Origin of the sequence: Novosphingobium sediminicola (assembly GCF_014196525.1) — a bacterium.
In the GTDB taxonomy this organism is placed as follows: domain Bacteria; phylum Pseudomonadota; class Alphaproteobacteria; order Sphingomonadales; family Sphingomonadaceae; genus Novosphingobium; species Novosphingobium sediminicola.
In genome coordinates this window covers 363489-375585 of the sequence record NZ_JACIDX010000002.1, presented here as the reverse complement: position 1 = coordinate 375585, position 12097 = coordinate 363489, and the positions used below count along the sequence as shown (strand labels likewise).

The 12097-nt window shown below is 64.1% G+C and carries 11 protein-coding genes; 4 read left to right on the top strand and 7 right to left on the bottom strand.

Features of this window, described 5'->3' with window-relative positions; all coding sequences use genetic code 11:
* Positions 1-37: 37 nt before the first annotated feature.
* Positions 38-403: a c-type cytochrome gene (locus tag GGR38_RS04135; protein WP_183622927.1), complete on the top strand. Its 366-nt coding sequence runs from the start codon at positions 38-40 to the stop codon at positions 401-403.
* A gap of 135 nt (positions 404-538) precedes the next feature.
* Here GGR38_RS04135 and GGR38_RS04130 read toward each other — a convergent pair whose 3' ends face one another.
* The 3 genes from GGR38_RS04130 to GGR38_RS04120 form a co-directional block, all read right to left on the bottom strand.
* Complete coding sequence (locus tag GGR38_RS04130; protein ID WP_183622925.1) at positions 539-757, bottom strand: hypothetical protein; 219 nt, start codon at positions 755-757, stop codon at positions 539-541.
* A gap of 161 nt (positions 758-918) precedes the next feature.
* Positions 919-1593: a hypothetical protein gene (locus tag GGR38_RS04125; RefSeq protein ID WP_246404213.1), complete on the bottom strand. Its 675-nt coding sequence runs from the start codon at positions 1591-1593 to the stop codon at positions 919-921.
* Positions 1590-2582, bottom strand: coding sequence for a sterol desaturase family protein (locus GGR38_RS04120; RefSeq protein ID WP_183622923.1), 993 nt, complete (start codon positions 2580-2582; stop codon positions 1590-1592). The genes GGR38_RS04125 and GGR38_RS04120 overlap by 4 nt, the downstream gene beginning before the upstream one ends.
* Before the next feature lie 174 nt (positions 2583-2756).
* On the opposite strand from GGR38_RS04120, the gene GGR38_RS04115 reads away from it, so the two are divergent.
* The 3 genes from GGR38_RS04115 (at position 2757) to GGR38_RS04105 (ending at position 5146) form a co-directional block, all read left to right on the top strand.
* Positions 2757-4307: a tetratricopeptide repeat-containing sulfotransferase family protein gene (locus tag GGR38_RS04115; RefSeq protein WP_183622921.1), complete on the top strand. Its 1551-nt coding sequence runs from the start codon at positions 2757-2759 to the stop codon at positions 4305-4307.
* A 57-nt stretch (positions 4308-4364) separates the two neighbouring features.
* On the top strand, positions 4365-4727 hold the full coding sequence (locus tag GGR38_RS04110) for a hypothetical protein (protein ID WP_183622919.1): 363 nt from the start codon (positions 4365-4367) through the stop codon (positions 4725-4727).
* An 89-nt stretch (positions 4728-4816) separates the two neighbouring features.
* Complete coding sequence (locus tag GGR38_RS04105) at positions 4817-5146, top strand: UrcA family protein (RefSeq protein WP_183622917.1); 330 nt, start codon at positions 4817-4819, stop codon at positions 5144-5146.
* Positions 5147-5176: 30 nt separating this feature from the next.
* On the opposite strand, the gene GGR38_RS04100 is transcribed toward GGR38_RS04105, so the two are convergent.
* Genes GGR38_RS04100 through GGR38_RS04085 form a run of 4 tightly spaced genes read right to left on the bottom strand, consistent with a single transcriptional unit; the run spans position 5177 to position 12088 of the window.
* A complete protein-coding gene (locus GGR38_RS04100; protein WP_183622915.1) occupies positions 5177-6094 on the bottom strand; it encodes a Vgb family protein in 918 nt (305 codons plus the stop codon).
* An 8-nt stretch (positions 6095-6102) separates the two neighbouring features.
* Positions 6103-7863 (bottom strand): allophanate hydrolase, encoded by a 1761-nt coding sequence (gene atzF / locus GGR38_RS04095; RefSeq protein ID WP_183622913.1) that lies wholly within the window; start codon positions 7861-7863, stop codon positions 6103-6105.
* On the bottom strand, positions 7860-11456 hold the full coding sequence (gene uca / locus GGR38_RS04090) for an urea carboxylase (protein WP_183622911.1): 3597 nt from the start codon (positions 11454-11456) through the stop codon (positions 7860-7862). The genes atzF and uca overlap by 4 nt, the downstream gene beginning before the upstream one ends.
* Positions 11453-12088, bottom strand: a complete 636-nt coding sequence (locus GGR38_RS04085; protein WP_183622909.1) for an urea amidolyase associated protein UAAP2 — start codon at positions 12086-12088, stop codon at positions 11453-11455. Before GGR38_RS04085 ends, uca begins: the two co-directional genes overlap by 4 nt.
* Positions 12089-12097 lie beyond the last annotated feature (9 nt).

Genomic DNA, 12097 nt, shown 5'->3' with positions numbered 1-12097 from the left:
CATGCCCGCCCCGCCATGATCCCAAAGGAGCCGCAAGTTGCGAGCCGCTTATGTCGGCCTGATGGCTGTATTGGCCGCCGCCGTGGCGCAGGGGCAATCGCCCGCGCCGCGCGGCGAGGTCTTGTTTGAAAACCGCTGCGCCCGCTGCCACGGCCTTGGCGGCGACGGCAGCGATGGGCTGGCCCCGGCGCTGATCGGGGTGGTGGGTCGTCCGGTCGCGGGGCGGGGCGATTATGTTTATTCCGATGCGTTGAAGGCCAAGGGCGGCGTGTGGTCACCCGAGGCGATCAACCGCTATCTGATCGACCCGCAGGCCTTTGCGCAAGGGTCGGACATGGAGGCCAGCGCCCCCGATCCGGCCGAGCGGGAGGCGATCATCGCCTATCTGAGCCAATTGCGATAACAGACTTTTATAAGTTGATGGTGACTGTCCAATTGCGGATTTCATTCGAGCGGGCCGACTGGATCGCAGCCGATTTCCGTGAAAGATAACTCCCGCCGATGGCCCCCTGTCTTGCTGCGACAGGAGGCCAGATTTTCAAGACTTGCGCGTGCCCACCGGGCGCGGGCCGATGGCATAGGCTTCGGGTCCCGGCCCCAGATGCGCGACATCGATATTGTTCTCGTTGCAGGCATATTCGGCCAACACCTCACTGCGATCGCGGGCATGGACGCATGTGCGGCTGTATTTCATAGGATTGCCGAAATAGGCCGGTTCGGGGTCCGCCTCATGCGCGCGCCGGTTGATGGGGATCACTCGGTGGGTGTTAGGTAATGGAAGGCCAGCCTTTTGGACGTGTGCAGGATCTCAAACGGCAGGGCAGAGGCATTATGGCGCGGAATGCCGCCCGGAATGCACAAAGCCTCAGGATCAATCGTCTGGCGCAGGCCGGGCGGACGATGGGCCTGCTGTAAGCGTCAGGCGCCTACTATACTATTGCGAAACAAGGATTTTACCAGCCGATCCTCCAGCACGCGCCCGACCAGATAGAGCGCCGCGAAGATCCCGGCAAAGACATAGGCCGGGGTGGGCGTGGGCTTTTTGCTTTTGGGGCCGTCCTCGTCGCCATCCTCGCCGTCCGACTTGTCCAGGGCATGAGCGCCCAGGGCCTTGTCGATGGGGTTCATCGGTGGAACCACCTTTTTGTCGGCGGGTTTATGTTTGGCCTTGGCTGCCGCGCCGGCGGCATGGGCGGCCGGTTTTTTCCAGTCGTTGATCGCGATGGTCGCCTGCGCAAAGGCTAGAAACAGCAGCGGCGCGAGGAAGCAATAGAGCAGGGCCTTGCTGATCAGATCATAGCGCAGGACGGAATTTTCCACCTGCAATACGCCGCTGTCGAATACGGACATCTTGTCCTGCGCCGCCGCGTCCTTTTTTCGGAAGGTCAGCGTGTTCTGATAGCGGTTATAGCTGGTGCCGGTCTGGCGAAACAGCGGGGCAAGGCGATCAAAGGCTTCCTCGCTCGATTGCCGCGGGGGCAGGGCCACTTCGCCGCGCACATGCCAGATCCAGTCGATATAGCGCAAAGCGGAGGGCTTTTCCTGTACTGATCCGGCGAAATCATCATGCGGGGCCAAGGCAGTTCCATTCATTCGGCAGGCTCCGTCAGGGGCGCAGGCGCGCTGCGGCCATATTTTTCCTTCATGGTCTTCCACCCCTCGGTGAAAGGATAGGTCATCTGTTCGCGGATCGACATGCGACGCCCGTTTTCCAGCCCCAGCAATTCGGCCTCGCCATCGACGCAGGTGCCGAACATGCGGTCGATGAAAATGTACGAACCGGCGTAATTGCTGCGCGTGGCCTCGAAATCCTGCGAATGGTGCAGGCTGTGATGCTCGGTCGTGTTGAACAGGAAGCGCCACCATTTGGGCGAATTGAAGCGCACATTGATATGCTGATACGTGCCGATAGCCAGCCCAAAGGCCCCCGCCATCAGCGCCGCACGCGGGAGAAAATCGAAAAATCCACCCACGCCCAGCCCGATCAGGAACAGCTCGACCGGATTGCCGACCGCGCCTTTGTTGATGTTAAGCTGGGTGATGTAATGATGCACCGAATGGGGCAGCCAGAGCGGATACCAATTGTGCATCCCCCGGTGCATCCAATATTGCCCGAAATCGAAGATGAATGAGATCAGAAAAGCCTGAACCAGCAGCGGCAGGCCGATGAACCACGTGGCCTTGTCCCAATGCATCAGATCCTGCACCGCCTTGACCATCACCCCGCTGCCGGCAAAGCTGCCCATCATGCGGATCAGCGTATAGCCCAGCCCGACATAGAACAGGTCGGTGGCCAGTTCCTTCCACGTCAGCCGCCAACTGGCAAAGCGCGGGTTCACCCATTCGAGCGCCAGTAGCAGCACCTTGAAACCAATGCCGATGCCGATCGCGGTCGATGCCTTGGCGATGGAATTGGGCGCATAGTACCAGAAGGCCAGCATCGCAAAGAGCATGGTCGGCTGAAACCAGGTGAAGATGAATTGCTTGACCGGGCCGCCCTCGACACGGGGGATGTTTTCCCAGCCGATGGTGACGGGCGCTTCTGCGCCGATGATCCTCTTGCCTACGCGAACGCCGTCCATCTTGTCTCTACCTGAGTCCAGCTTGCAGGAGGACAAGATGACGCAAATTCTGGACGGGCGTCATACGTCATCGGGCGTATAAGCACTCAAAAGAATCGCGCACGCGCGCGATGGAGTTTTTGGCGGGCCGGGCCTAGGCTTGCCATCACACGGATCGCGGCAAAGGACGGACGGATGGATCAGGGCGCGGCGGCGCGACAGGCTTTGCGGCGGGGCGACTGGGCGATGGCCCGGAGGCTGGCAACGGGGCTGATGACGCAAGCGCCCGCCGAGGGTCAGTTCGTGCTGGGCGTGGCGGCGGCCTCGACGGGGCGGGCGGGTGAGGCATTGGCGCATTTCCAGCAGGCCGTGATGCATAATCCTTGCGGCGAATATCGCGCCCAACTGGCCCGCTTGCTCAGCCTGCTGCGCCGCGATGGCGAGGCGGCGCAGGTTTTGCACGAGGCCGAACAGGCCCTGCCGCGCGATGCGCTCAGCCTCGATACGCTGGGTTGCGTCTATGCCCGGCTGGGGCGGCATGAGGCCGCTTTGCCCCATTTCATGGCGGCCGTGGAGCGCGAGCCTGCCAATCGCGAATATCGCTATAATCAGGCCGTGACGCTCAATTTCCTTGGCCGGGTGGAGGAGGCCGATGCGGCGCTGGAGGCGTTGCTTGTGCTCGCCCCCGATGATGCGCGCGCCCATCACCTGCTGGCCTCGCTGCGCAAACAGAGCGCGGGGCGCAACCATATCGCCCGGCTGGAGACCGCCTATGCGGCGGCGAAACCGGGGCGTGACCGGCTGCTGACCGGCTATGCTCTGGCCAAGGAATTGGAGGATGTCGGCGAGGAGGCGCGCGGTTTTGCCACGCTTTGCGCGGTCAATGCCGGGCATCGGCGCGATCTGGACTATGGCCCCGCGCAGGACGCCGCCAATTTTCAGGCGATGACGGATAGCTGGCCGACCGTGGCCCAAGCGAGGGACGCGCCGCAGGATGCGCCCGTTTTCATCATCGGCATGCCGCGCACGGGCACGACTCTGGTTGACCGTATCCTCTCCTCTCATCCCGATCTGGAAAGCGCGGGCGAATTGCAGGCCATGCCGCTGGCGGTGAAAGCCATGGCGGGCACGGGCGGGCGCCATGTGCTGGACCCGGAAACGGCGATGGCGGCGGCGCGGGGCGATATGGCGGCGCTGGGGCGCGATTATCTGCGGCGGGCGGGGCATCATCTGCGCGGGGAGGCGCCGCGTTTCATCGACAAATTCCCCGGCAATTTCCATTATGCGGGCTTGATCGCGCGGGCCTTGCCCAATGCGCGAATCGTGTGTCTGCGGCGCCATCCGATGGATACGGTCTTGGCCAATTTCCGCAATTTGTTCGCCATTTCTTCGCGTTACTATGACTACAGCTATGACCTGATTGACATTGCCGCCTATTATGCGGGGTTTTCTCGGCTGATGGCTTTCTGGCGTCAGGCGCTGCCGGGGCGAGTGATGGAGCTGGTCTATGAGGATCTGGTCAGCGATCAGGAGGGGCAGACGCGCGCGCTGCTGGCCCATTGCGGGCTGGAATGGGATGCGCGCTGCCTGTCGTTTCAGGATAATGCCGCCCCGGTTTCCACCCCCAGCGCCGCGCAGGTGCGCCGTCCGATGTATCGCGACTCGGTTGCCCGATGGCGACGGCATGAAGAGGCGCTGGCCCCGGTGCGCGCCTTTTTTGATCGCGCAGGGATTGCGGTGGACTGATCCGCCTACGCCATATCGCGCATGTTTGGGGCGGGCGATGGGGCGCATTCTGCGGCTATGGATCTTGCCCTTCGCCTTGGTGTGATTGCGCTGGCTGCCGGTTTCGGTTCGGGGGCCATGGCGGCGCCTGTCGCCAGCACGTATCTGGTGACCTGCGGGGATCAGACCTGCCTGATGGTCCGAGGCCATCGTGGGCAGCGCGAGGATGCCGTAGCCATCAACGGGCATCGCGTTGCGGTCGAGGGCGGGCGTGATTGGCGGTTGCGCCTGCCTATGACGACCTTGCGCGCATGGTCGGCGCCTTATGCCCGCAGTCTTGCCATCGCCACGGGCGAGAGCGCCGAGCGCGAGGTCAGCCTGCCCATCGGCCTGTTGGGCCACACCACCGATCTGGCCGCGCTGGAGGTGCGGGTCCGCTAATCGGTTTATTGTCAAACCCTGCCAATGCGCCTATGAATTTAGGACGGTCGCCAAAAGAGCGGTCCCAAAAGATTGCGCAGGAGTGGATGATGAAGATTGTATTCGCGGCTCTGGCCGCTGTTTCGCTGTTTGCCGGGGCTTCGGTGGCGCAGGCGTCAGAAAACCCCTTGGCCAGAGATAGCGCCGTGCTGCGCCTCAGTGGGCTGGACCTTGCCACGGTTGAGGGCCAGCAGCGTCTGGCGATCCGGCTGGATCAGGCGGCAGCGGCGGTTTGCGGTGATCGGCTTGCCGGGGTGCATCTGGCGCTTGAGGAACAGTCTCGTGCCTGCCGCGCCGGGGTGGCCGCCGATGTCCGCGCTCAGATCGAGCGCCGTCAGGCCGCCGTCCCAAGCAAGGTCAAGCTGGCCTCCGCGCGATAAGGGTTGGGGTGGAGCTTGCGCTCCACCCGCTCATTGCCCGATCTTGGCCGGATCGGCCCAGAAGGACAAAGTGTGCTTGTCATGCGCGGTGGTCCACACCCCCATCGGCGCGTAACGCAGGCCCCCGCTGCCCGCCAGTGGCCCGACGCGGGCGCGGATGGCCAGCGTTTTGGGATCAATCACCACAAAGGTCTGATCCTCGGTGCTGCGCAGCCAGACCTTGCCGCCGCCCGTGTCGATGTCGCCATATTTCAGCACTTCGCCAACTTTGACCCGGCCTGAAACCTCACCGCTGGTCGGATCGATGCGCGCCACGGTGCCGTCGCCCTGTTCCTGAACCCAGACGCCGCCTTCGCCTGCGGCAAGGAAGCCCGGCAGTTTGCCGAGATGGGTCGTTTTCGTCACGCTGTTGGTCGCCGGATCAATCCGCTGGATCAGATTGCCCTTGGCGCTGACGGCCCAGAGCGCATCGAAACCGAAGGCGAGGTAATAGGCGCCCGGCTCGGTGGGGATGGTGGCGATGACCTTGTTCGTTTTGGCGTCGATCCGCTTGATCTCGCCCTTGGCATCGCTGGCCACCCAGATTGAGCCCGCACCCGCCGCCACGTTCAATTCGCCCTCCTTGCCATTGGCAAGGCCGGTGGGGATGGTGGCGATCACCTTGGCCTTATGCAGACTGACGCGCTTGACCACGCCCTCCTTGCAATCGGCAAACCACAACGAGCCATGGGCGATGCTCATGCCGCCGCAGGGGCGTGGGGATGCCACTTCGGCCAGCTTCTTTTGCGCGGACCAATGTTCGACCCGGCCCCGGTTGGTGGTCCACACGGTTGCGCCATCCACCGCGATGAAGTCGGCAAAACCGGGGACGGGGATGACCTTCTCCACCGGCTCGGCCAGAGCGGGGGTAGCGATGAGAGCAGCGAGCAGCAGGGCTTTCATGGGCATCTCTCCCTTTACGCGCGCGAGGCGATATAGGCGCGCCAGCCACCCAGATCGGTGATGTCGGTTGCCCCGACAATCGCGCGCGGTTCGGCCACGAAGCCCTTGACGCTGGACCCATCGGCCAGCGTCACCGTGCCGATGGCCAGCGGCGCGGGTACCTCGACCACGAAACTGCCAAACTCGGCCACGCCCAGCTCATAGACCTCCACCTTGATCGGAGCGCCTTCTTCGGCATGGATCAGCGCAGGCTTGGGCGGCACGCTGTCGGCCATGGCATAGAGCCGGTAATTGGGCGCGGTCTCAAAGGCCCCGACAAAGGCGGCATCGCGGCTGGTCAATTGCCAGTGGAGGGGCATATCCTTGAGATGAGCGCCGACAACGGCCAGTTTCACGGTCTGCATTTTAGCCTCCAGATCGAGCGGTGGGATGGGGGGAAGGTCGGCGGCATCGAGATAGGCATCGGCCACGTCCAGCAGCGCCAGATCGCAATCGGCAGGCCCGATCAGCGTGATGCCAAAGCCGGTATCATTGCCGCGCACCCCCGCCGGAATGGCCAGCGCGGCCATATCCAGCAGGTTCACGAAATTGGTATAGGCGCCAAGATTGCTGTTGAGCGCGATGGGCGCGGCGGCCAATTCGGCCACGCGATAGGTTGTCCCGGTGGTGGGGAAGGCGAGGATGTCGATCTCCTCCCACATCTCATCGGCATGGCGTTTCAAGGCGGCGAGGCGATAGATCCCCTGCCACAGGTCCACCGCGCTTATCTCCAGCCCCGGTTCGACCACGGCGCGCACGGTGGGGTCGATGGCATCGGGATTGTCGGCCAAAAGGTCCGCGATGGCGGCGCTGCGCTCGGCCACCCATGGGCCGCCATAGAGCAATTGCGCGGCCTCCTGCAGCGGGGCCATGTCGATCTCGACGATCTGGCCCTGCGCGGAAAGTGTTTCGAGCGCGCGATCATAGAGATATTCGCTCTCCGCATCGCCGAAGAACAGGCGTTGATCGCGGCGTGGAACCCCGATGGTCCGCGCCGCGCGGGGGCGGTCGATCAAGGGTTTGGAATAGGGATCGGCGGGATCGAACCCGGCCACTACCCTGTCGATCAACCGCGCATCCGCCGTGTCATCGGTGAACACGGTGATGCAATCCAACGTGCGGCAGGCAGGCACCAGACCCGATGTGCTCCACCGCCCCTTGGTGGGCTTAAAGCCGATCAGATGGTTGAAGGCCGCAGGCACCCGCCCCGATCCCGCCGTATCCGTGCCCAGCGCAAAGGCCGCCAATCCGGCCGCCACCGCCACCGAGGAGCCTGAGCTTGACCCCCCGCTGACATAGGCGAGGTTATAGGCGTTGCGCGGGATGCCATAGGGGCTGCGCGTGCCGACAAGGCCGGTGGCGAATTGGTCGAGGTTGGTTTTCCCGACACAGATCGCGCCCGCCGCGATCAGGCGTTCGACCACCGGGGCCGAGGCGGCGGGCCGATAGGCAAAGGCGGGGCAGGCGGCGGTGGTTTCAAACCCCGCCACATCGATATTGTCCTTCACCGCAAAGGGTACGCCGGCAAGGGGCAGATCCTCGCCCGTCGCCACGCGTGCGTCGATGGCGGCGGCGGCGGCCAACAGCGTTTCGGGCGATGCCCGGCTGATCCAGATCTGCGGCTGGATGGCGTCATAGGCGGCGAGGCGGGCGAGAGTTTCGCGCGCCACCTCCACCGCGCTGGTTTGCCCGCTGCGGATGGCGGCGGCGATCTTGGTGGCGGATTGACGGTTCATGCGTGCCTCCGCAGCGCCAGCATCGGCGCGCCCGGTTGCAGGGATTGCTTTTCGGCCATGTAGAGCGCGGCGATGGTGCCGCTGCCCGGACTTTCGATCGGGCATTCCATCTTCATGGTTTCGAGGACCGCGATGGTTTCGCCCGCGCTCACTTCATCGCCTGCTGCCACCAGCAGTTTCCACACGCTGCCGCCAAAGGGCGCCTCGATCAATTCGCTGCCTTCGGGCAGAGTGATGTCGGCGGTCTGGGGGGCATCCTCTTCATTCAGGCTCGATACGCGGTCGAACTCGCCCTTGCGCTGCCAATCCTCGCGTTCCTCGGCAAAGGCGGCCTCGCGCCTTGCCTCGAATTCGGCGATCCCTTGCGCATTGTCGGCAAGGAAAGCGCGGTAATCGGCGAGGCGGAATTGCGAAGGCTCGACACGGATCGCGCGCCGCCCCGATGGAAAATCGCGCCGCCATTCGGCCAGTTCTTCCGCGCTGACCGGATAGAAGCGGATCTGGTCGAAGAAGCGCAGCAGCCAGGGCTTGTTCTCGATGAAATCCTGCGTCTGGCGATAGGTGTTCCACACCTGAATGGTGCGGCCAAACAGTTGGTATCCGCCCGGCCCTTCCATGCCATAGATGCACATATAGGCCCCGCCGATGCCCACGACATTGGGCGGCGTCCATGTGCGCGCGGGATTATATTTGGTGGTGACAAGGCGGTGGCGCGGATCGACGGGCGTTGCCACCGGAGCGCCAAGATAGACATCGCCAAGGCCCATCACCAGATAATTGGCCTCGAAGATCAGGTTCTCGACGGCGGCCGCATCGGGCAGGCCGTTGACGCGGCGGATGAATTCGATGTTGTCCGGGCACCATGGCGCATCGTCACGCACCGCGCCCATATATTTCTCGATCGTCTCGATGGTCGCCGGATCGCGCCAGCTGAGCGGCAGGTGGACGATGCGCGAGGGGATAGTGAAATCGGCCAGATCGCCCAGCCTTTCCTCGGCCTCGATCAGCAGGGCGAGTGCGGATGCCTGATCGATCACCGCGCCGTCGAAATGCAGTTGCAGCGAGCGAATGCCGGGCACGATGTCGATGATGCCGGGCGCGGCAATCCGCTCCAGCTCGGTCATCAGCGCATGGACACGGATGCGCAATTCGATGTCCAGCGTAATCGGGCCATATTCGACCAGAATGTTGCGGTCGCCCTGCTGGCGATAGGTAGTGCGGGGGCGGCCTGATGCTGCCGGCGTCTCGGCCAGAATGGGGGAGAGCGCCTCGATGGCGCGGGCGGGGGTATTGGCCATGGCCGTGCCGGTGGAAAGCAAGGCTTCCTGCGCGGCGTCGGCCTTGGCGGCATCCTCTATGCTGACCGGCACGAAGCGCAAAGTGTCGCCCGCCGCCAGTTGCCCGATTTTCCAGCGATCCGCCGCGATCACCACGAAGGGGCAGACGAAACCGCCCAGCGAGGGGCCGTCGGGGCCAAGGATGATCGGCATGTCGCCGGTGAAATCCACAGCGCCAATGGCATAGGGATTGTCGTGGATGTTCGAGGGGTGCAGCCCCGCCTCGCCGCCATCCTTGCGCGCCCATTGCGGCTTGGGGCCGACAAGGCGCACACCGGTGCGGTTGCTGTTGTAATGCACCTGCCATGATGCGGCGATGATGGTGTCAATGTCGGCGGGGGTGAAGAAATCGGGCGCGCCATGGGGCCCATAAAGGACGCGGATCGCCCATTCGCCCGGCAATTCGGGCAGGGCGGCGGAGGGCAAGGGCGCCGCCATAGGTTCATCGCCCAGGTGTATCGTATCGCCCGCCATCAGACGCCGCGCGGCATGGCCGCCGAACTGGCCCAGTTCAAAGGTGCTGCGGCTGCCCAGATAGGGCGCGAGATCGAAGCCGCCCGCAAACAGGATATAGCCGCGCATGCCTCCGCTGCGTGCGCGGCCCATGGCCAATGTCTGACCGCCAAGGACATGGATCGGCTCGCCGCGCGCGATGGGCGCGCCATCCAGCGTGGCGCCGAAATCCGCGCCCATCAGGCAGATTGTGGCCTCCGCAGTAAAGCTGAGCGTCGGGCCGGTGTTGGTGACCTCCAGCCCTGCCGTGCCTTCGTTGTTGCCGATCAGGCGGTTGCCTAGGCGGAAGCTCTGATTATCCATCGGGCCGGAGGGGGGGACGCCCACCGCCCACAGGTTTTGCCGCCCCGGCCAGTCCTGCACCGTGGTGGCCGTGCCGCCGGAGATCACGCGGATGGCGCGGGGGCGAAACTCGATGCTGTCGAGCGCGCGGGTGGAAACCTCGCCGCTGGTGAAGGCGGGCAGGCGGACCACATCGCGCAGCCAGCGCAGGTTCGTCTCGATCCCGTCGACGCGGGTGGCGGCCAGCGCCTCCTGCATCGCGGCCACGGCCTCCTCGCGAGTGGGCGCATGGACGATCAGTTTCGCCAGCATCGGGTCATACCAGACGCTGACCTCGCTGCCCGCCATGACCCATGTTTCGGCGCGGATATTGTCGGGGAAGGTGACGGCGGTCAGCGTGCCGGAGGTGGGGCGATAATCGAGGCCGGGGTCTTCGGCATAGAGGCGGACTTGAATGGAATGGCCCTTGGGCGTGGGGGTGGGCGCGTCGAGGAAGCTGTAATCGCCGCTTGCGCCCCGGATCATCCATTCGACCAGATCGATGCCCATCACCTCCTCGGTGACGCCATGTTCGACCTGAAGGCGGGTGTTCATTTCGAGGAAGAAGAAGCTCTGGCGGTCGGCATCATAGAGGAATTCGACCGTGCCCGCCGAGCGATAGTTGGCGGCCTGACCCAGTCGGATGGCCGAGGCGATGAGGTCTGCGCGGACATGGGGGGGCAGCAGGGGGGCAGGGGCTTCCTCCAGCACCTTCTGGTTGCGGCGTTGCAGCGAGCAATCGCGCTCGCCCAGCGCCATGATGCGGCCCGCGCCGTCGCCAAAGATCTGGACCTCGATATGGCGGGCGCGGCGGATATAGCTTTCGAGGAACACCCCTGCATCGCCGAAATTGCTCATGCCAAGGCGGGCCACGGCGGCAAAGCCTTCGCGCACGTCCTCGTCATTTTCGCAAATGCGCATGCCGATGCCGCCGCCGCCTGCCGTGGCTTTGAGCATCACCGGATAGCCGATCTGCGCGGCGGCTGTCAGAGCCTGCGCCTCGTCGGTCAGCAGGTCCGAGCCGGGGGCCAGCGGCACGTCATGCGCGGCGGCCAGCGCGCGGGCGCTATGTTTGAGGCCAAAGCTGCGGATGTTGTCAGGCGTGGGGCCGATAAAGACAATGCCCGCCTCTGCACATGCCTGCGCAAATTCGGTGCTTTCTGCAAGGAACCCATAGCCGGGATGGATCGCCCCGGCGCCCGATTTCTGCGCCGCCGCGATGATCGCGGGAATGTTGAGATAGCTCTCGGAAGCCCTGCCTTCACCGATGCAGATGGCTTCGTCAGCCTGCGCCACATGGAGCGAAGCCTCGTCTGCCTGCGAATAGACTGCGACCGAGCGCAGGCTCATCTTGCGCAGAGTGCGGATGATGCGGGTGGCGATCGCCCCGCGATTGGCGATCAGGACGGTGTCAAAACTCATGCCGATACAATCATCCGAACGGGGGTGGGGTTGAAGGCGTTGCAGGGATTGTTGATCTGGGGACAGTTCGAGACGACTACGATCACATCCATCTCCGCGCGCAGATCGACCGTCAGGCCCGGCGCGGAAATGCCGTCGACAATGCCCAGCGAGCCATCGGCTTCGACCGGAACGTTCATGAAGAAGTTGATGTTCGAGACGATGTCACGCTTGCCGCGCCCTTGGGTCAGATTGGCCTCAAGGAAATTCTCGACGCAGGCATGTTGCGATTTGGTGTGGTGGCCATAGCGCAAAGTATTGGATTCGCACGAACAGGCCCCGCCGATCGTGTCGTGATATTCGACTGAGGTGGCCGCGATAGTCATCATCGCGCGCCCTTCGTTCGAACGCAGTACTGTGCCTTCGCGCAGGAAGAGATTGCCCTGCGCCGAGACGGTATCCTGCATGCTGTAGCGCTCGGCATCGTCGTCGGCGCTGTAGAGCAGGAAATCGACCGCCTGATTGCCTTCCAGATCGACGATGCGCAGGGTCTGGCCTGCCCGGATCGTGTGCAGCCAAGGCGCGCGGGCCGGGACGATGGCGTCATGGATGATGGCGCCGGTCAGGCCGGCGGTGTGGGGATCTTGCGTCATGGTGCCTGC